This window comes from Neoroseomonas terrae (assembly GCF_018129025.1).
Classification (GTDB): domain Bacteria; phylum Pseudomonadota; class Alphaproteobacteria; order Acetobacterales; family Acetobacteraceae; genus Neoroseomonas; species Neoroseomonas terrae.
This window is the reverse complement of the sequence record NZ_JAAEDI010000012.1, coordinates 1-18,455: the sequence shown is the minus strand read 5'-3', so window position 1 is coordinate 18,455 and position 18,455 is coordinate 1. Positions and strand designations below refer to the sequence as shown.

The following is an 18,455-nucleotide window of genomic DNA, read 5'->3' as shown; positions in this document are numbered from 1 at the left end:
CACATGACTGACATCCATCCCGCCGCGATGGTTGCTGCAGGCGCAGTCATCGGCGAGGGCTGCCGTATCGGCCCGGGCTGCGTGATCGGACCTGACGTCGTGCTCGAGGCCGGCGTCGAGCTCATCGCGCATGTCATGGTCGAGGGGCACACCCGTCTCGGCGCCGGTGTTAAGGTGTTTCCCTTCGTCACCATCGGCATGGCGCCGCAGGACCTGAAGTACAAGGACCAGCCGACCCGCTGCGAGGTCGGCGCCGGGACGCTGATCCGCGAAGGCGCGACGATCCATCGCGCCAGTGTCGGCGGCGGCGGCGTCACGAGGGTCGGCGCCAACTGCATGCTGATGGCCGCCGCCCATGTCGCGCATGACTGCGAGATCGGCGACGGCGTGATCCTGGCCAACAACGTGATGCTCGGCGGGCATGTGCATGTCGATGCCGGCGCCTTCATCGGCGGCGGCGCCGCCGTGCACCAGACCGTGCGGGTCGGCCGGCTGGCGATGGTCTCGGGCCTCGCCGGCGTGACCAACGACATCCCGCCCTTCGGCTACGTCTTCGGCCTGCCCGCGCGGCTCGTCGGCTTCAACCGCATCGGGCTGCTGCGCCGCGGCGCGTCGCGCGACCAGCTCCGTACATTGCGGCTGGTGCACAGCCTGTTGTTCAAGGAACCGGGCGAGTTCGCCGGTCGCCTCGCGGACGCCGAGCAGCGCTTCGGCCATGAGCCGCTGGTGATGGAGATCATCAGCTTCGTGCGCGATCCCGCACGGCGGCGGCAGCTCGTGCGACCTGGGCGGATGGCGGCGCCGGAACTCGGTGGGGTGGACGAGGAGAACGGGGACGGGGCGTGAGAGCGCCCCGGGCCGGCATCATCGGAGGGGCTCTGCCCCTCCGAACCACCCCGCCAGGATGCTGGGCATCCTGGACCGCAATTCGTTGGCGCAGGGCATTATGATCACATCCCCCCCTCCGGGCGCGTTTTGTGCGTCGAAGCGGGGCCCGTTATTGTTCCCTCCCGCATCGCCCGGTGCCAGATCAAGGTTTCCAAAGGCCCTTCGGCCTTTGGTGGGGTGGCTTGGAGGGGCAAAGCCCCTCCAACTGCGACAGTGCCATCAGGAAGGGCCGAGCCCTGGAGAGTGGCAGATCCTCTCCCCGATCTCCCCATGACGCCCCTCGGCATCATCGCCGGCGGCGGCACGCTCCCGCTGCGCGTCGCCGAGGCCGTCGCCGCCTCCGGCCGCCCCGTCGCCGTGGCTGTTCTGGACGGCCATGGCGATGCCGCGACGTTCGCCGCCTTTCCTTCCCGCGCCTTCCGATGGGGCCTCGCCGCGACGATGCTGGCCTGGCTGAAGGAACACGGCGTGCGGCAGGTGGTGCTCGCTGGCACCGTATCGCGCCCCTCGGTCCTGTCGCTGCGGCCGGATGCAGCGGGCCTGAAGCTGCTGGCTCGGATCGGCCGTGCAGCCTTCACCGGGGATGATTCCATCCTGCGCGCCGTCATGAAGGTGCTGGCCGAGGATGGGTTCGAGGTGATCGGCGCCCAGCAGGTCCTTGCCGACCTGCTTCCACCGGCGGCGCTCCTGGCCGGCCTCGAGCCCGACGATCTCGCCCGCGCCGACATCCGGCGCGGCATCGCGGTCTGCCGTGCCCTCGGCGTCGCCGATGTCGGGCAGGGGTGCGTGGTGCAGCAGGGGCTGGTCCTCGCGGTGGAGGCGATCGAAGGCACAGACGCCATGCTGGACCGCTCCGGCCCGCTGCATCGGGATGGGCCGGGCGGCGTGCTGGTAAAATGCGTGAAGCCGGACCAGTCGCGCCTGGCGGACCTGCCGACCATCGGGCCGCGCACCGTCGATCACGCGGCCTCGGCGGGTCTTCGCGGCTTGGCCTTCGAGGCCAACGGCACCATCCTTCTGGATCGCGAGACAACCATCGCGCGGGCCGAAGCGGCGGGAATCTTCCTGCTCGCCTTCGATCCGGCCGCTTTCAGCGAAGGAACGACAGCATGAGCACCGGCCGCTTCCTGCACACCATGATCCGCGTCGGCGACCTGGACCGAAGCGTGAAGTTCTACACGGACCTGCTCGGCATGAAGGAACTGCGCCGCCGCGACGTGCCCGACGGCAAGTACACGCTCGCCTTCCTCGGCTACGGCGAGGGCAACGCCGAGGGCCAGGGTGAGATCGAGCTGACCTACAACTACGGCGTCGAGAAGTATGAGCAGGGCACTGCCTTCGGCCATCTCGCGGTGGGCGTGCCGGATGTGGCCGGAGCCTGCGAGAAGGTGCGCACGGGCGGCGGCAAGGTGACGCGCGAGGCCGGGCCGGTGAAGTTCGGCACCACCATCATCGCCTTCGTCGAGGACCCGGACGGCTACAAGATCGAGCTGATCCAGCGGTAGGGCTTGGACCCCTTCGCCCTGATCCGCGGCGTCGTCGGCACCACCGAAGACGCCGCCCGCGCTTTGGTCGGCCGCGAGCGCCTGCGCCTCGCGGTCACCGGCCTGTCGCGCGCCGGGAAGACAGTCTTCCTCACCTCCCTGATCGCCAACCTGCTGGCCGCCGGGCGCGGCGCGCGCACCTTGCCCGCGCTGGATGAAGCCGTGGGCGGCCGCATCCGGCGCGTCCGCATCATTCCGGCCGGCACCGAGACCATCCCGCGCTTCGACCCCGAGGCGCATCTCGGCGCACTCGCCGCGGACCCGCCCCATTGGCCCGAACGCACCGAGGACTTTTCCACGCTCTCTATCGCCATCGATGTCGAGCGGCGCACGTCGCTGGGCGGGCTGCTGCCGGAGCGGCGCGTCACGCTCGACCTGCTAGACTACCCCGGCGAGTGGCTGCTCGACCTGCCGATGTTGCGCCAGGACTACGCGGCCTGGTCGGCGGCGACGCTCACCCGATTGCGCCAGGGCATCCGGGCCGAGGCGGCACGCGACTTCCTCGCCTTCATCGACGCCCTGCCAGGCGATGCCGCTGCCGAGGACGCGCTCGCGAAGCGCGGCTTCACCCTGTATCGAGACGCGCTGCGCGACTGCCGTGACAATCACGGCCTGCGCTTTCTCCAGCCCGGTCGCTTCCTGAACCCCGGCCCACGTGGCGAGGCGCCGCTGCTGTGGTTCTTCCCGTTGCCGCCGACCGCGCAGGGCGGCCTCGCGGCGCTGTGCGCCCGCCGCTACGCGGCCTATCTCGAGGATCAGCGGACGGCCTTCCTCGATCCCTTCTTCACGCGCTTCCACCGCCAGGTGGTGCTGGTGGACGTTCTCGGCGCGCTGCATGCCGGGCAGGAGGCCTTCGAGGATACGGCCGAGGCGCTCGCCGCCGTCGCGGCGGTGGTCTCCGGTGGCAACTGGCTCGAACGCATGCTCGGCGCCGCGCCGACGCGCGTGGCCTTCGCCGCGACCAAGGCGGACCACGTGCCGACCCGCGCGCGGGATGCGCTGGCCGCGTTGCTGGAGCATCTGGCGCTCGGCGCGCGCGGCCGGGCGGAGGCATCGGGCGCAGCCACCTCATTCCACGCCCTGGCCGCCATTCGCTGCACCGAGGACGCGGTCGCGATGCTGGAAGGCCAAGCCTTCGCCGCCGTGCGCGGCGTCCTTTTGAATGAGGGCCGGGGCGCCACCATCTATCCGGGTGAGGTGCCAATGAAACCGCCCGAACCCGCCTTCTGGCAGACCGGCTTCTTCCGGATGCCCGAATTCCGTCCGCCCCGGCTCGACCCCGCCGGCAGCGTCGGCGTGCCGCATCTCGGCATGGACGCGCTGCTCGCCCGGCTGCTGGGGGATGCGCTGTGAATGCCGCCACGCCCCCGCCGCGGGTGATCATCGAGGAACCAGGCAAGCCCGCGCAGCGGCTGGATTTCGGCTGGGAGGCCGCAGTCGCCGCCCCGTTGCCGGCCGATCGAGGGTGGTCGACTCTGTCCCTGCTCGGGATCGGCCTCGCCGTGCTGCTGCTGGGCTTCTCGGTGCTGGAAGCCGGGAACTTCGTCGCCGCACAATTCGCACAGGCCGCCTGGCTCGGCTGGGTCACGCTCGCTGTCGCCGTCGCCGGCTTCGGTCTGGTGTTCGCCGCGATCGGGCGGGAGGTCAGGAGCTATCTTGCCCTCGCCACAGTGGACCGCGCGCGCGCGGCCCATGCGCGGGGCGACGCCGCCGCAGTGAAGGCAGCGCTGGTGGACTGGCAGGCGCGGCTGCCCGAAGGCCGTGCCCGCGCCGAAGGCCTGGCCGAGATGCCGATCGACGCCGCGCGCGCCCTGGTCGAGGCGACCACCCTTGCCCCCATCGCGCGGGAGGCGGAGGCGTTGGGCCGCAACGCCGCGATCCAGGCCTTCGCGATGACCGCCATCAGCCCATCCCCCGCACTGGACGTGCTCGCCTTTTCCTGGCGAGGCATCCGGTTGGTGCGGCAGGTGGCCGCGCTGCATGGGTTCCGGCCGGGCATCGCCGGCACCATCACCCTGCTGCGCCGCGTGGCGCTGGACGCGGCGACGGTCGCCGCCACTGATGTCGCGGTGGAAGCGGTGCTGCGCGGTGCGCTCAGCAGCCGCTTCGCCGAGCAGATCGCCGGCGAGACGGCTGCCGGCGCGGTCGCGGCGCGGCGGATGATCCTGCTGGCACGGGCGGCAGATGAGGCGTGCCGGGTGTTGCCCCGCGGGTGACGTGCCTGTTGCAGCCAGGGCTCGACACCCGGTGATGCCTCGCCTGCTTGCACCGATCCTGCCGTCGTAGAGTTGGAGGGGCTTTGCCCCTCCAAGCCACCCCAGCAAAGGCCGAAGGGCCTTTGCAAACCTCAATCTGGTGCGGTGCGGCGCTGGTGGAATTGCTGTCGGAACCCGCCCTTGCGCACGAAGCGCGCCGGAAACCGCCGCGCTCGATACCAACAGATTGCGGTCCAGGGGGTCTAACCCCCTGGCGGGGTGATTCGGTGGGGCAGGGCCCCTCCGATCTTCGACGACGGAAGCAGGGAGGCAATCACGAAGGCCGTTGCAATCCGCCACTTGGCGCCGTGCAGCAAGACCATGAATGGCGTCGAAACACCGACTAGCGCCGAACGCATGCTTTGAGAGACCGAATAACTCCTTTGCCAACGCCAGGTGCCGACCGCCCCTTGCGAAGCGAGGTCCGGAAAGCGGCGGCGCCCTTCTTCGTGCACGCCGATGGGGCAGGGCCTCCCCGGCGCCGGAACAAGCCGTTGGAACTACAGGCGCCGCATCCCTGTCGGATAGAAGCGGCCGTTTGCCCCCCGCATGGCGTCCAGTGCGAACCCGCCCGGCAACTCGACCGTCTCCTGGTCCGGCACCGCATCCCCTGCCGCGTGCAAACCGGCCAGGAGCGCGCGCCCCTCCATGCCGTCGGCGGGCAGGCCCAGCACGTGCAGCACGGTTGGTACGATGTCCGTCAGGTCCGCGGGTTCCTGCGCCACGATGCCACGGCGGAACGGCCCGCCCTGCATCACCAGCACGGTGGCCAGCTCCGACCGGTGCAGTCCCCCGTGCATCCCGCCGCCCTCGGGCACGTCGGGCGCATCGAAAGGCGCGGTGCCGGGCAGCCCCCATTCGTCATTCGCTTCCGAGCCCGCGAAAGTCGCGACCAGATCGGCGCTGCGTGCGTGGCCGCTGCCGAGCAGCGACAGGGGAAGGGCGCGGCCGGCCGCCAGGATCGCGGGGTCACGGGCGAGCAGGGGACCCGCCCAGGGCTGCGTCGCGAGGAAGTCAGCAATCTGCGGCGCCAGCCCCCGGTCGCGCAGCCAGATCCCCGGCGCCGCGGCCGGCGCGACGACGACGTCGATATCGGCCCCCATGCCGGTGCCGGCGCGAAAGCCGGCCTGCTGGAGCTCGGTGCGCAGGCAGCGCTTGCCCCGCCCGGTGACATGGCCATGGTCGGACAGGACGATGATGGCGATGTCGGTGGCGTCCGGCTGCGCGTCCCGCCAGGCGCGCACACGGCCGAGCACCGCGTCGGCGGCGCGCAGTGCCTGCTGTGTGTGTGGTGCGCGCAGCCCGCCCCAGTGGAAGGACACGTCGGGCTCGGACAGCCACAGCAGGGCGACGTCGGGTCGGTGGTGGGGCAGGACGTGCTCGATGAGCACGCGGCCGGCGAAATCGACGCGCGGGATGTTGGGCACGGCAGCATCGGGCGTGGCGCCGAGCGCCTCGCGGACCTCTGCAGCGGCATCGCCGTCGATGTCCTCGACGTTCCAGCGGAACGCCCCCAGCCGGTCGGCGGCGGGGTGCAGCAGCCTCGCGGCACCGGCAGTGCCGGCGCTGACCAGGGCGAAGCGCAGGCCGAAGGGCGACATTCGCTCCGCCAGGCTGCTGCGCTGGAGCGGCGTCTCGCCGCCGGCGGCCATGGCCAGCACGTCCTCGACGAGCTTGGTGCGGAGCAGCCGGTCGGGCGCCACGGACGCGTCGAACAGCGTGTTCGCCACCATGCCGTGGCCGCCGGGCCTGCAGCCGGTGATCAGGGAAGGGGTGGCGACGCGCGTCTCGGAGGGGAAGACGCTGCGCGCATTGGCGAAGCGCGTGCCCTCCGCCGCAAGGGCGAAGAGGTTCGGGGTCGCGGTGGCGTCCACCATGTCCGGCCGCAGCCCGTCGAGCGCGACCATGATAACGCGGGTCACGGCGTTCGGCCGGTCAGGCGGGTCACGGGCTGCATCGGCATCGGCTCCCTCGCGTTGGACGCGGCGCCATCGCACGGGCACCGGGTTCGGCGGATGACAGAACGATGAAGTCGAGGCGACGCCGGGTCAGGGCAGGCGGTAGAAGCGCGTCGCGGAACGCCAGAACAGGTCGGCCTTCTCCTCCGCGCCGGCGCCGGCGGCCAGCCGCTTGAAGGCGTTCCAGCCGGCGGCGTAGCCATAGCCGCCCTTGTCCACCGGGAAGTTGCTCTCGAACATGCAGCGGGACACGCCGAACACCTCGATGATCGGCTCCATCCAAGGCTTCCAGGCGGCGGCGAGGGTCTCGGAGGAAGGCGCGATCGGCTCGCCTTCCAGCCCGAAGCCCGGCAGGCGCATGCCGAGCCCGCCCACCTTCACCATGACGTTGGGGCAGGTGGCGAGGTCGCGCATGTTCGCCGACCAGGTCGCGAAGACCTCGTCGCGCATCTTGGCGTAGCGCCCGATGCCGAGGATTCCGCCGCAGTGGTTCAGCACCATCGGCACCTCGGGGAAGGCGCGGGCGAGGGCGGTCAGCTTCGGGATCTGGTGGAAATACATCCAGGAATCGAAAGACAGGCCGCGGCGCGCCAGTTCGGCGATGCCGGCGCGGAAACCGTCGCTGTCCAGCATGTGCTCTGACGGGGTGTAGGCCGGGTTCAGCATCTCGGGATCGGGGTCCCAGGTGGCGATGTGGCGGATGCCGCGGAAGCGGCCGTTGCCGGCGGCGAGATGCGCATCCAGCACCGCTCCCGCCGCCGTGCCGCGCGTGAGGTCGGCGAAGCCGACGATGCCGGCGCAGACGCGGACATCGCCATAGCCGCCGCTTTCGCACATGGCGGCGACGCCGGCGGCGTATTGCGTCTCGCCGACCGGGCGCAGCTCCTCCGGCCCGTCGGCGCGGTGGAAGGCGCGCGCCTGCACCAGCACGGTCGCCCGCACGTCATGCCCCGTGCGGATATCGGCGAGGATGTCGTCGAGCCGGTAACGCCAGCCCGGCCGTTCCCACAGGTGATGGTGCGGATCGACGATGCGCTGGCCGGGATCGAGGATCTCCTCCTGCCGCGCGGCGAGCCATTCCTCGCGGACGGGAAGGTAGTGCTGGCTCATGCGGCTCTCCTCGGCGGGTTCAGGCTGGGGCGGGCGTTGAGCGTCGCGGGCTCGAAGCCGGCGAGGCGCTTGTAATGCGCGGCGATCTCGGCGCGCTCGGCATGGGGAAAGACGGTGTCGATGTCGTCGAAGCCACGCGGCGCGCGCGCCTCGGCGATGTCGAGCACGACATCCGGCCCGTCGCCGCGCGTCGCGGCCACCAGCGCGGCCGTGGCCGGTCGGCGGATCGCCTCATAGTCGTTGAGTCCCGCGACGGCGTCAGCGCCGGTCGCGAGTGTCAGCGCCAGGGTGCGCGCATCGAGGATCGCCTGCGACGCACCATTCGACCCGATCGGATAGAGCGGATGCGCCGCATCGCCGAGCAGCGTGACGCGCCCATGCGTCCAGCGCGGCAGCGGGTCGCGATCGACCATCGGGAATTCATAAACCGCCTGCGCGGAGCGGATCAGCGCCGGCACGTCGAGCCACGGAAAGCGCCATTCCTCGAAGGCGTAGAGGAAATCCTCGATCCTCCCGGGGCGATTCCAGTCCTCCCGCTTCCAGGTCTGGTCGGCGGGGACGCGGATCTCGGCGATCCAGTTGGTCAGCTTGCGGCCATCCGGCGCGTCGGCGATCGGGTAGACGACGAACTTCACGTCGCGATTGCCGATGCCGACCATGGTGGCACCGGTCAGGAACGGCGCGGCGATGCTGGTGGCACGCCAGAGGATCGGCCCCTTCCAGATCGGCGGCCCTTCATCCGGGTAGAAGGTGCTGCGGGCGACGGAGTGGATGCCATCGGCGGCGACAAGCACGTCGCCCCGCGCACTGCGCCCATCGGCCAGGCGGAGCGTCACGCCGGCATCATCCTGCTCGAACCCCAGCATCGATGCGTCGAGGTGAATGCGCTCATCCCCGAGCCGCTCCCGTGCCGCCGCCAGCAGTTCCAGATGCAGTCGGCCGCGATGGATGGAGACCTGCGGCCAGGAGTACCCGGCGAAGCGGCCGCGCGGTTCGGACCAGATCATCTGGCCGAACCGGTTCGCATAGGCGAGTTCCTGGGTGACGATGCCCGCGGCCGCGACGCGCTGGTGCAGCCCGAGTTCCGTGAGTTCGCGCATCGCATGCGGCAACACGTTGATGCCGACGCCGAGCGGGCGGATCTCGGGGGCCTGTTCGAACACCTCGGCCTCGATGCCGGCAGCGTGCAGAGACAGCGCTGCCGCCAGCCCGCCAATGCCTCCCCCGGCGATCAGTACGCGCATGGCCGTTCCCCCATGGCGCCGAAGGATAGCGACAGGGCGGGCAGGGGCAACCAGGACCCCGGTACCATTCCCGCAGGCCCGCCGCCCGGCTATCGACCCGGCTGGCGGGGGCCGGACGACGGGCGCTGGCCACGATCGGTCGCGGCTCAGCGATCCCGCGCACCAGGTACAAGGAGACGATGATGGTGTTTCATCTGGGCGTGGGCTTCATGGCCATGATCCTATCCATGGCAATTCATTTCGTGGCGACGATCTTCATCGTCAGCTCCGTCAGGAAGGTGCACCACGTACTGATCAAGTCGCCTTACATTTTTATTTTCCTGGTATTGGTCCTGATCAATACGGTCCTGTTCATCACGCATCTGACGGGTGTGTCGATCTGGGCGAGCCTGTACGTCTACCTCGGGGCCGTCGATAACTTCGCCGATGCCTTCTATTCATCCTTCATCATGAACACGACGCTTGGTCTGGGGGACATCGCGCAGGATGCCGGGACCCGCCTGCTGGCGCCGCTGACGGCAACCAGCGGAATCATGATGATCGGCTGGTCGACGGCCGTGTTCGTCTATGTGATCCAGACCTACCTGCCGCATATCGCCCGCAGCGAGTAGCGACGCCGGGACCGGGCCGGTCACCGCCGTAGTTGCGCCGCGATCGCCATGGCCGCGGCGGCCGTGCCGTCCCGGCCGCCGATATCGGCCGTGCGCAGGCCGCGCGCGAAGGCTGCGTCGACTGCCGCATCCAGCTCGGCCGCCGCATCCGAATAGGCCTGGCCCGCGCCCTTGCCAGCCAGCCAGTCCAGCATCATCGCGGCGCTGAGGATCGTCGCCGTGGGGTTCGCGAGGCCCTTACCCGCAATGTCCGGCGCCGTGCCGTGCGCGGGCTGGAACACGGCGTGCTCGTCGCCGATATCCGCACTCGGCGCGAAGCCCATCCCGCCGACCAGCCCCGCGCCGAGGTCGGAGAGGATGTCGCCGAACATGTTCTCGGTCGGCAGCACGTCGAAGGTCCAGGGCTTGCGGACGAGGTCCAGCGCCATCGCATCGACGTAGTGCGCGCCATGCGCGACGTCGGGGTGGTCCGCGGCAATCTCGGCGAAGATGCCGCGCATGAAGGCGAAGGCGCGGAAGACGTTCGCCTTGTCGACCAGCGTGACCGTGCCCTGCCGCCCGCGGCGCCCGGCGCGCTGCTGCGCCAGGCCGAAGGAGAAGCGCGCCAGCTTCTCCGTCACGCCGCGCGTGATGCGCAGCGTCTCCTCCGCCATGTCGTGCGTGACGATGCCGCGGTCGCGGGAGAAGAACAGCCCTTCCGTGCTCTCCCGCACGATCACGAGGTCGATGTCGCGCGCCCGCGGATCGGCGAGCGCGACCGGCACGCCCGGCAGCGCGCGGAACGGCCTGACGCCAGCATACAGGTTCAGCCGGAAGCGCAGGTCGAGCTGCGGCGCGATCTCGGTGCCGTCCTTCGCACGGATTTCCGGCCAGCCCATCGCGCCGAGCAGGATGGCATCGGCCTTCGATGCGCGCTCGAAGGTCTCCTCGCTCATCGCCGTGCCGGTGTCGCGATAGCAGAAGGCACCGGCGCGCAGTTCCTCGAAGGCGAGGCCAATGCCGTGGCGCTTCGACAGCGGCTCGAGCACGGCGAGCGTCGCCGCCGTCACCTCCGTGCCGATGCCGTCGCCGGGCAGGACCGCGATGCGGTGCGTATTGGAGGGCAGGGGCATGGCACTTCCTCGGGGATTTGGTTGCCCGGACTGTTCCACGTCGCCCGGCGCACCTTCAACCCGGTGGTAAGCATCGGATGGCAGGATCGGCGGCGCCATGTCCCGCCATCCTCTCGACATCCTGGCCCGGCTCCGTTGCATCGAGGTCGGCGCCGCGCAGCGCCGCCTCGCCGAGGCCCGCAGCGCGACAGTCGCACAGCAGCGCGCCGCGGAGGCCGCCGACGCCGCGCTGCGCGCCGAGCAACCCGGCGGCCTGCCCATCACCTATGGCGCCTTCCTCGCCCATGGGCTGGCGGCGCGCCAGGCGCAGCGCGCTGCGCTGGCCAGCGCCGAGGCGGCCGAGGAGGCCGAGCGCGACGCCCTGGCCCGCAGCCGCGCCGCGGAGAAGGTGGTCGGCATCCTGCGCGACCGCCGCGCAGCGCAGCGCCGCCGTGACACGCTGCGGCGCGAGCAGGCCCGGTTGGATGATGCGCTGCCCCGCGGATAGGATGCCTTCGTTTCGGGAGGAATCCGCATGAACAACACCATTCGCCGCCGGGCGCTGCTCGGCGCCGCCAGCCTGCCGCTGCTGCCCGTCGTGGCGCAGGCGCAGGCCGATTGGCCCAGCCGTCCGGTCAAGATCATCGTGCCGTTCCCACCGGGACAGGCCGCCGACATTCTGACGCGCCTGGTCGCGGATGAACTGTCCAGGCGCTGGCCGCAGCGTGTGGTGGTGGAGAACCGGGGCGGCGGGGCTTCCGTGCCTGCCATGGAAGCCGGGGCGCGCTCGCCCGCCGACGGGTACACGCTGATTGCGGGGTCGTCCGGGCCGCTCGGCGTGAACCCCTCCGTCCTGCCGCGCCTGCCCTACGACGCGGAGAAGGATTTCGTCGGCATCTCGAACGTCGCGATGGTGCCGCTGCTGCTCGTGGCCCATCCGTCGCTACCCTACAACACGATGCAGGAACTGGCCGCGGCCGCGCGGGCGGCACCGGGCACGATCAACATGGCCTCCGCCGGCCCGGCCACCAGCCAGCACATGGCGGCCGAACTGCTGATGCTGCGCGCCAACATCCGCTTCAACATCGTGCATTACCGCGGCTCGGGCCCCGGCATTGCCGACGTCATCGCCGGCAACGTGAAGCTGATGACGGATTCCGTCGCCTCCTCCCTGCCGCATATCCGCGAGGGCCGCGTGAAGCCGATCGCGCTGTGTTCCGCGCAGCGCGTGCCACAGCTTCCCGAGGTGCCGACGATCGCCGAGACCCTGGTGCCAGGCTATGCCGCGGCGGGCTGGAGCGCGCTTGTCGCCCCCACCGGCACGCCGGCCGAGGTCGTACGGAAGATCAACGCCGACGTCGTCGCCGTGCTGCGCGACCCGGGGATCAATGCGCGCATCACCCAGATGGGGGCCGTGGCCGACCCGCAGACGCCGGAGGAATGCGCGGCGTTCATCCGATCGGAGATCGCGAAGTGGCGGGAGGTCGCGCAGGCGGCCAACGTGCGGCTTGAAGGGTAGGGCCCAAGGGCCGGAATCCGGCGAGTACCGCCGCGGAGAATCGTTTCGATACGCGACTTCATGCGCCGGTAACCTTTCCGTGCCACTATGGGTGCTCACGCAAAAGGGACACCATCGTGCTCCGGTCGAGGCTGGCCTGGTTGGCGATCGGACTGCCGCTGATGCTGACCCCCGGCGGCAGCCGCGCCCAGGGGGTCGCACAGGGTGGTTTCGGCGTGGGCGCCTATGTGCCCCACGCTATCGGGCCGACAACGTCGGCGCGGCGCGGCGCCGCACGAACGCCGCCTGCGACGCAGGCGAGAACAGGTGTCGGGCAGCCATCAGGTACCCGGCGTGGCTGCGACGCGCCGGCGGGAAGCGCGGCGCCCGCCGAGGCCTGCAGCCTGGCACGCTGACGTCTGCGCTACCCGCGGCCGGACCCTTCGCCGATGCAGGGCGAAGTTCGCAAATCCGATCGGGGAGCCCGTCGGCGGCGTGGTCGACACGCGCCCCGGGGCGGCATCCCCGATTGGCGTCGGGCGCCAGCCGAAACTGAGCCAATCGTCATCATCGCGGTGCTTCTGACGGGTTGCCGGTACGACGTCGCCACAAGCACTGCGCCGGAGCAATCCCGTAAGCCGCCGTCGGTAAAGAAACCGTGGCCGTACGCATCCCAACAACTTGTGATGCGTTAGCGGCTTGCGAGGTTGTGGTGAATCTGGCGAGTCACACGTTAAAGTTGTATCGACGAAATCAGTAAGCCACCGGACTCCAATCGTGGGGTCCACTTCAGTGCGGTTCTCAAAAGGTGAGAGATCAACATGGCATGCCCGAATAAATCGGCGTCCGCTGCACCCATCTTCATTGCCCTCGCGGCGGTCGTTTGTTCGGCCGTGTACGCCCCTGCGCGCGCGCAAACCGCAACGACCACGTTCCAAGTCACGGCTACTGTGCAAGCGACCTGTCTCATTACCGCCAATCCATTGGCGTTCGGGACCTACACCGGTACGCAGACGGACGCGACCACGACGATCTCCGTCACCTGCACCAACACCACGGCCTACAATGTTGCGCTCAATGCCGGCACGGCGCCGGGCGCCACCGTCACGACACGCAGCATGACCGGGCCAGCCTCGGCCCTGCTCGGCTACAGCCTGTTCAGCGACGCGGCGCGGACGGTGGTCTGGGGCACTACCGTCGGCACCAACACCGTCGCCGGCACCGGCACCGGCAGCGCCCAGGCCCTTACCGTCTATGGCCGCGTGCCGGCCGGCCAGTTCGTCGCCCCGGGCGCCTATGTCGATACCATAACGGCGACGGTCTCCTTCTGAATGGGCGCGCCGGTCACGCGGCGGCTGGCGGCGGCGCTGGGGACAGCGCTGGTTGCCTGCGCCGCGCGGCCGGCCAGGGCGCAGTCACTTACCGTCCTGCCCGTGAACATCCGGATGGCGCCGGGCCAGATGACGGCCGTTCTGACCGTCATCAACCAAGGCGCCGACGAAAGCTCGTTCCAGGTCCGCGCCTACACTTGGTCGCAACCCGCCGGCGACAACGAGCTGAGCCCGACGCAGGACCTGCTGGTCAGCCCGCCGCTCGGCACCATCGCGGCGGGGGCAAGCCAAGTGGTCCGCGTCGTCCTACGCCGACCGGCCCAGGATAAGGAGGCGAGCTACCGCATCCTGCTCGACCAGATTCCGGGCACCGCGACCCCGGGCATGGTCCGCATCGCCGTGCGCCTGTCGATCCCCATCTTTGCGGCGCCACCCAACCGCCCGATCGCTCCAAGGCTTCGCTGGCGCATCGACAACGAAGGCGGCCGCGCCTTCCTTGTCGCCGTCAATGACGGCACGCGGCACGAATCGGTCCGCGACATTTCACTCGCCGGCCGCTCCGGCATCCGGCTGGGCGGTGATGCGCTGCCCTACATCCTTGCGGGCGGGACGCGGCGCTGGCCGTTGCTGATCCCGGGTCGGTCGCTGTCCGGCGGCAGCGTGCGCCTGTCCGCCCAATCCGATGCGGGGCCGATCGACCAGGCCGTTGCCGTGAATGCGGGTCGTTGAGGCACATGGCTCTGCGGCAACCGCGCTCGTCTCGCTCCTGATCGCGGCGTTGCTCTCGCTGGCGCTGCACCGCGACGCGAGGGCCCAGGACCAGACCCTTCTGCTCGAGGTGATGGTCAACGGCGTTTCCATCGGCAAGATCGGTGAGTTCACCTATCGCGACGGCGCTCTGCTGGCCCGGCCGGAAGAACTGCGCGGCCTCGGCTTCCGCGTGCCTGACGGCGTCCAGCCGCAGGCGGACGGCCTTGTGCCGCTGGCCGAGCTTTCCGGCATCACCTGGCGGCTCGATCAACCCGGCCAGGCGCTGCACGCGACGGCGCGCAACGAAAGCCTGCTGCCCGCGCTTCTGAGGACCGGCGTCACGGATGGACCGGATGGCGTCTATGCCAGCGCCGTTGGTGCGACGATCAACTACGATGTCGCCGCGGTGTCGGTGGATGGGTCGAACACGGTCACGGGGCTGCTCGACGGCCGCATCTTCTCGCGCTGGGGCGTGCTCAGCTCCGGGATGCTCGGTTCCACCGGAAACGGCTATGGCGGCTTCGACGCGAACCGCGCGATCCGGCTCGACTCCACCTATACCTACTCCGACCCCGCTGCGATGCGGCAGTACCGCGTGGGCGACTTCATCTCCGGTGGGCTGAGCTGGACGCGTCCGATCCGCATGGGTGGCGCGCAGATCACGTCGAACTTCGCGCTTCGGCCAGATCTCGTCACCTTCCCGCTTCCGGCTGTCGGCGGTACCGCTGCCGTGCCGTCCACTGTCGATGTCCTGGTGAACGGCGTCGCCCTCCTGTCGCGGGAGGTGCAGCCCGGCCCGTTCGAGATCCCGCAACTGCCGGTCGTGACGGGGGCGGGTACGGTCGCCATGACCGTCACCAATGCGCTCGGCCAGCAGGTCGTCACGACGCTGCCCTTCTATGCCAGTTCGGCCCTGCTTGCCCCTGGCCTGTCGACCTACTCGTTCGAGGTCGGCGCCCTGCGCCTGAACTGGAGCGTCGAGAGCGACGACTATGGCGAGGTCGTCGGTGCCGCGACCTACCGCCGCGGCGTGTCGGAGATGCTGACGCTCGAAGGCCATGCCGAGGGCGGGTCGGACTTCGCGATGGGCGGCGGCGGCTTCGTGATCAATGTCGGCAATCTCGGCGTCCTGAACATCTCGGCTGCAGCCAGCACGGCGATGGGCCAGACGGGCACTCAGATCGGCATCGGCATCCAGCGCATCGCGCCGCGGCTGAGCTTCGGCATCTCGGCGATCTTCGCCGACCGCAACTTTCGCGACATCGCCTCGCTGAACGGCGATCCGGTGCCCCGGCGGCAGATCAATGCGAGCGTCGGTCTCTCCCTCGGTCGCTACGGATCGCTCGGCATCGCCTATGCGGGCATCGAGCGCGACGAGGCACCGCTGCCGATCCGCTTCTACGCGCCGCCGGGAACGGTGGTGGTGAATGGACAGGTGCAGGACCAGGCCGGCCAGGTGCTCGTGCAGCCGGCGCAGAACGCGCATGTCGTCTCGGCAAGCTACAATGTCCGTGTCGGCGACTTCACCGTCTACGCGACCGGTTTCCGGGACTTCGCGCGTGGCGGCGGCTCGGGTTTCCTCGCCGGCATCGCCGTTCCCCTCGGCCCGCGCAGCTCGGCGAGCGTCGCCGGCGGTGCGAATGACGGCCGCGCCTACGGGCAGGTGCAGGCGTCGCAGACACCGGTGGAAGTCGACCAGTGGGGCTACCAGGCCTACGCCTCGGCCGGCTATGTCGACCGTGCCTTCGCCGACGTGCAGTACCGCTCGCCCTGGGGCGAGGTGGGCGTGGGCGTCGACCGCAGCGATGACCAGGTGGCGGTGCGGGCGCAGGCGCAAGGTGCGCTGTCCTTCGTGGATGGCAGCGTCTTCGCCTCCAACGTCATCAACGACAGCTTCGCCGTGGTGGACACCGGCGGCGTCGGCGGCGTGCGGGTGACGAGCGAGAACCGCCTCGTCGGACGGACCGGCTCCGGCGGCCGGATCATCGTGCCCGACCTGCGATCTTACGACGTGAACCGCATCGGGATCGACCCGACCGACGTGCCGCCCGACGCCGTCCTGCCTTACACCTCGCGTGAGGTGCGGCCGCAGGACCGGTCGGGGATCCTGCTGGAGTTCCCGCTCCAGGCGAGCCAGGGGGCGCTGCTCCGGCTCGTGGACGGGGCCGGCGATCCGCTGCCGGTCGGCAGCATCGCCTCCGTGCAGGGCGGTGCGCGTGTGCCGGTGGGTTATGACGGGGAAGCGTTCCTGCAGGGCCTGGACCCGATCGAGCATGTCGTGACGGTCGATGCGCCGAGCGGCCGCCGCTGCATCGCCCGTTTCACCTACCGGCCGGTGGCCGGGGACATCCCGACCATCGGGCCACTGACCTGCCAGGATGAAGCGCCATGAAGCGTGTGCTGACCGCCGCCGCTTTCCTGATGGCCCTGCCGGTCGCCGCGCGCGCGCAATGCTCGGTCACGGCGGTGCCGGTCACCTTCGCGACCTATCAGCCCTTTGCCGCCACATCTCTCGATTCCACGGGCAGCATCACGCTTTCCTGCCTGCTCGCCATCGGCAACTACACGGTCACCCTGGGGCCGGGCGGCGGCAGCGTGGCGGCCCGGCGCATGGCGAACGGGCCCACCCTGCTGAGCTACCAGCTCTATACGACCGCTGCCCGCACCACGATCTGGGGTGACGGGACGGGCGGCACGGTGACGGTGCCCGGAAGCTGCCTGCTCGCCTGCGTGCGCACGCTCACGATCTATGGGCGCGTCCCTGCGCGCCAGGTGGTGCGGCCCGGCGCCTATCTCGACACGATCCTCGTGACGATGAGCTACTGACACGGCACCGGTCGAACATCGGTGCCGCGCCGGCGCATGTACGAGGAGATCTGCCGTCCTACTCCGCCACCCGTGTCCAGCCGTCGCCAGGGTCGAAGCTGGCGATCCGCGCGGCCGCTCTCGCCGTCTCCGGACCCAGATCCCGCTCCCACACCTCGCCGTGGTAGCTGACCATGAAGGTCTTGATGCCGGACACGCCGTACTGCGCCGGCCAGGCGATGGCCGCGAAGCCGCCGATCATCCGCCCGTTCACGACGTAATCCGTCGCGCCGCCCGCCGCGGCGGCGCCCTGCGATTCCAGCATGCGGAACAGGTAGCCATGGAAGGGCTGCGGCGTGTCGCCGCGGCTGCGCGCATAGCCGCCCGCGCTCGCGGCCGCGAAAAGCGGCCCGAGCGGGCTGTCCGGCTCGCCGGGCGCGCTTTCCCAGTACAGCCCGTCATGCTGCCCGGGCGTCGAGAAGAAGCGCCGCGCATAGGCCCGCAGCGCGCCGGACCGGCCGGCCGTGCGGGCGTAGTCATCCTGCGCGCGCGCCAATTCCCGCAGCGTGTCGATGGTGTCGAGTTCGTTGCGGCCGATGCGTCGGTCGACGATTTCCTGTGTCGCGGCGGCGGTGTCGAAGCGCCAGGCGTCACCGAGCCGGACCAGCACCAGTGGTAGCGGCCAGCCGTCATCGCCGACCTGCAACTCGGCGCGGTCGGGGCCGGGCCGCAGGATCTCGGCCTTCTCGTCATAGGCGGCGAGGAAGCGTTGCCGCGCCATGCGGTCCTCGACCGGGTCACCGGAACGGATCAGCCGCGTCCCGGCCGTGCCGAGCACGCGCAGCGCCTGCGCATTGCCCGGTGCGCGCAGTGCGGCGACGAGGGCAGCAAAGCCCTGTTCCGGCGTGCGGAAGCTGGCCGGCGGTATGGGGCGCTGCGCGGCGGGGCGCGCCTCGGCCGGGGCCTCGGCGCTCGGGGCGGGCTGGGCTGCCGCGGGCTGGGCGGCGAACAGGACGGCGAGGCCGCCGATCAGGCCGATTCTGGTCATCGCGTTGCTCCTCACCGCCGCCGCCCGCCACCATGGGCCCGTCCGCCCCCACCGCCGCCTCGCGCCGCCATGCCCTGCCGGCTGGCGGCGCCACGATGCGCGGCGGCACGGTCCCGCCCGCCGCTGCCCATGCCCTGGAAGCCCTGCGGCTGGTGCGTCCGCGCCGGCGTGGCCTGCGGGCGACCGCTTGGCCTCTGCGTCACGGCGGGCCGCTGACCCGCCGCACCGGCCGAAGGACGGTTCCCGCCAGGAGGCCGTGCACCGCCGCCGGGCCGGGCGGCACCGTCGCCACCGGCCCTGCCGCCGCCGCCCACGTTCGGCC

The 18,455-nt window shown here is 70.6% G+C and carries 18 protein-coding genes; 12 read left to right on the top strand and 6 right to left on the bottom strand.

Annotation, left to right across the window (positions count from 1 at the left end):
• Positions 1-3: 3 nt before the first annotated feature.
• The 5 genes from lpxA to GXW78_RS28480 all read left to right on the top strand — a co-directional run bounded on the left by lpxA (position 4) and on the right by GXW78_RS28480 (position 4,648).
• Entirely contained in the window at positions 4-846 is an 843-nt protein-coding gene (lpxA, locus tag GXW78_RS12065) for an acyl-ACP--UDP-N-acetylglucosamine O-acyltransferase (protein WP_211869070.1), read from the top strand.
• Positions 847-1,158: 312 nt separating this feature from the next.
• Positions 1,159-2,001 (top strand): LpxI family protein, encoded by an 843-nt coding sequence (locus tag GXW78_RS12060; RefSeq protein WP_211869069.1) that lies wholly within the window; start codon positions 1,159-1,161, stop codon positions 1,999-2,001.
• Positions 1,998-2,393 carry a lactoylglutathione lyase gene (gene gloA / locus GXW78_RS12055; RefSeq protein ID WP_211869068.1) on the top strand — a complete coding sequence of 132 codons (396 nt, stop codon included), beginning with the start codon at positions 1,998-2,000 and terminating at the stop codon, positions 2,391-2,393. Before GXW78_RS12060 ends, gloA begins: the two co-directional genes overlap by 4 nt.
• Positions 2,394-2,396: 3 nt before the next feature.
• On the top strand, positions 2,397-3,785 hold the full coding sequence (locus GXW78_RS12050) for a YcjX family protein (RefSeq protein ID WP_211869067.1): 1,389 nt from the start codon (positions 2,397-2,399) through the stop codon (positions 3,783-3,785).
• Positions 3,782-4,648, top strand: coding sequence for a DUF697 domain-containing protein (locus tag GXW78_RS28480; RefSeq protein WP_211869065.1), 867 nt, complete (start codon positions 3,782-3,784; stop codon positions 4,646-4,648). Before GXW78_RS12050 ends, GXW78_RS28480 begins: the two co-directional genes overlap by 4 nt.
• Before the next feature lie 539 nt (positions 4,649-5,187).
• Here the strand turns inward: GXW78_RS28480 and GXW78_RS12040 are convergent.
• From GXW78_RS12040 to GXW78_RS12030, 3 genes are all read right to left on the bottom strand, one after another.
• A complete protein-coding gene (locus GXW78_RS12040; protein WP_211869063.1) occupies positions 5,188-6,609 on the bottom strand; it encodes an alkaline phosphatase family protein in 1,422 nt (473 codons plus the stop codon).
• A 126-nt stretch (positions 6,610-6,735) separates the two neighbouring features.
• Positions 6,736-7,755 (bottom strand): amidohydrolase family protein, encoded by a 1,020-nt coding sequence (locus tag GXW78_RS12035; RefSeq protein WP_246522087.1) that lies wholly within the window; start codon positions 7,753-7,755, stop codon positions 6,736-6,738.
• Positions 7,752-8,999 (bottom strand): flavin-dependent oxidoreductase, encoded by a 1,248-nt coding sequence (locus GXW78_RS12030; protein ID WP_211869061.1) that lies wholly within the window; start codon positions 8,997-8,999, stop codon positions 7,752-7,754. The genes GXW78_RS12035 and GXW78_RS12030 overlap by 4 nt, the downstream gene beginning before the upstream one ends.
• A gap of 182 nt (positions 9,000-9,181) precedes the next feature.
• Here GXW78_RS12030 and GXW78_RS12025 point away from each other — a divergent pair, with 182 nt between their 5' ends.
• The gene (locus GXW78_RS12025) at positions 9,182-9,610 is read left to right on the top strand and encodes an ion channel (protein WP_211869059.1); all 429 of its coding nucleotides are present in this window, start codon (positions 9,182-9,184) and stop codon (positions 9,608-9,610) included.
• Between the two features lie 20 nt (positions 9,611-9,630).
• Here GXW78_RS12025 and GXW78_RS12020 read toward each other — a convergent pair whose 3' ends face one another.
• On the bottom strand, positions 9,631-10,722 hold the full coding sequence (locus GXW78_RS12020; RefSeq protein WP_211869057.1) for an isocitrate/isopropylmalate dehydrogenase family protein: 1,092 nt from the start codon (positions 10,720-10,722) through the stop codon (positions 9,631-9,633).
• Positions 10,723-10,819: 97 nt separating this feature from the next.
• Here GXW78_RS12020 and GXW78_RS12015 point away from each other — a divergent pair, with 97 nt between their 5' ends.
• From GXW78_RS12015 to GXW78_RS11990, 6 genes are all read left to right on the top strand, one after another.
• The gene (locus GXW78_RS12015) at positions 10,820-11,209 is read left to right on the top strand and encodes a flagellar FliJ family protein (RefSeq protein WP_211869055.1); all 390 of its coding nucleotides are present in this window, start codon (positions 10,820-10,822) and stop codon (positions 11,207-11,209) included.
• Positions 11,210-11,236: 27 nt separating this feature from the next.
• A complete protein-coding gene (locus GXW78_RS12010; RefSeq protein WP_211869053.1) occupies positions 11,237-12,220 on the top strand; it encodes a Bug family tripartite tricarboxylate transporter substrate binding protein in 984 nt (327 codons plus the stop codon).
• Between the two features lie 800 nt (positions 12,221-13,020).
• Positions 13,021-13,530 carry a Csu type fimbrial protein gene (locus GXW78_RS12005; RefSeq protein WP_211869051.1) on the top strand — a complete coding sequence of 170 codons (510 nt, stop codon included), beginning with the start codon at positions 13,021-13,023 and terminating at the stop codon, positions 13,528-13,530.
• Positions 13,531-14,259: a fimbrial biogenesis chaperone gene (locus tag GXW78_RS12000; protein ID WP_211869049.1), complete on the top strand. Its 729-nt coding sequence runs from the start codon at positions 13,531-13,533 to the stop codon at positions 14,257-14,259.
• A complete protein-coding gene (locus GXW78_RS11995) occupies positions 14,246-16,672 on the top strand; it encodes a fimbria/pilus outer membrane usher protein (protein WP_211869047.1) in 2,427 nt (808 codons plus the stop codon). Before GXW78_RS12000 ends, GXW78_RS11995 begins: the two co-directional genes overlap by 14 nt.
• Complete coding sequence (locus GXW78_RS11990; RefSeq protein ID WP_211869045.1) at positions 16,669-17,106, top strand: Csu type fimbrial protein; 438 nt, start codon at positions 16,669-16,671, stop codon at positions 17,104-17,106. Before GXW78_RS11995 ends, GXW78_RS11990 begins: the two co-directional genes overlap by 4 nt.
• Positions 17,107-17,164: 58 nt before the next feature.
• Here the strand turns inward: GXW78_RS11990 and GXW78_RS11985 are convergent, their stop codons facing one another.
• Positions 17,165-18,133 carry a DUF2950 domain-containing protein gene (locus GXW78_RS11985; RefSeq protein ID WP_246522085.1) on the bottom strand — a complete coding sequence of 323 codons (969 nt, stop codon included), beginning with the start codon at positions 18,131-18,133 and terminating at the stop codon, positions 17,165-17,167.
• 11 nt (positions 18,134-18,144) lie between these two features.
• Entirely contained in the window at positions 18,145-18,336 is a 192-nt protein-coding gene (locus GXW78_RS11980; protein ID WP_211869043.1) for a hypothetical protein, read from the bottom strand.
• Between the last annotated feature and the right edge of the window lie 119 nt (positions 18,337-18,455).

Bases quoted from the DNA above. Each gene is read 5' to 3' on its own strand.
- GXW78_RS11990 (WP_211869045.1), top strand. From the start codon at position 16,669: ATGAAGCGTGTGCTGACCGCCGCCGCTTTCCTGATGGCCCTGCCGGTC.
- lpxA (WP_211869070.1), top strand. From the start codon at position 4: ATGACTGACATCCATCCCGCCGCGATGGTTGCTGCAGGCGCAGTCATC.
- GXW78_RS12030 (WP_211869061.1), bottom strand. From the start codon at position 8,999: ATGCGCGTACTGATCGCCGGGGGAGGCATTGGCGGGCTGGCGGCAGCG.
- GXW78_RS12005 (WP_211869051.1), top strand. From the start codon at position 13,021: ATGGCATGCCCGAATAAATCGGCGTCCGCTGCACCCATCTTCATTGCC.
- GXW78_RS12025 (WP_211869059.1), top strand. From the start codon at position 9,182: ATGGTGTTTCATCTGGGCGTGGGCTTCATGGCCATGATCCTATCCATG.
- GXW78_RS12060 (WP_211869069.1), top strand. From the start codon at position 1,159: ATGACGCCCCTCGGCATCATCGCCGGCGGCGGCACGCTCCCGCTGCGC.
- GXW78_RS12035 (WP_246522087.1), bottom strand. From the start codon at position 7,755: ATGAGCCAGCACTACCTTCCCGTCCGCGAGGAATGGCTCGCCGCGCGG.
- GXW78_RS11995 (WP_211869047.1), top strand. From the start codon at position 14,246: ATGCGGGTCGTTGAGGCACATGGCTCTGCGGCAACCGCGCTCGTCTCG.
- GXW78_RS12000 (WP_211869049.1), top strand. From the start codon at position 13,531: ATGGGCGCGCCGGTCACGCGGCGGCTGGCGGCGGCGCTGGGGACAGCG.
- GXW78_RS12015 (WP_211869055.1), top strand. From the start codon at position 10,820: ATGTCCCGCCATCCTCTCGACATCCTGGCCCGGCTCCGTTGCATCGAG.
- GXW78_RS11985 (WP_246522085.1), bottom strand. From the start codon at position 18,133: ATGACCAGAATCGGCCTGATCGGCGGCCTCGCCGTCCTGTTCGCCGCC.
- gloA (WP_211869068.1), top strand. From the start codon at position 1,998: ATGAGCACCGGCCGCTTCCTGCACACCATGATCCGCGTCGGCGACCTG.
- GXW78_RS12020 (WP_211869057.1), bottom strand. From the start codon at position 10,722: ATGCCCCTGCCCTCCAATACGCACCGCATCGCGGTCCTGCCCGGCGAC.
- GXW78_RS12010 (WP_211869053.1), top strand. From the start codon at position 11,237: ATGAACAACACCATTCGCCGCCGGGCGCTGCTCGGCGCCGCCAGCCTG.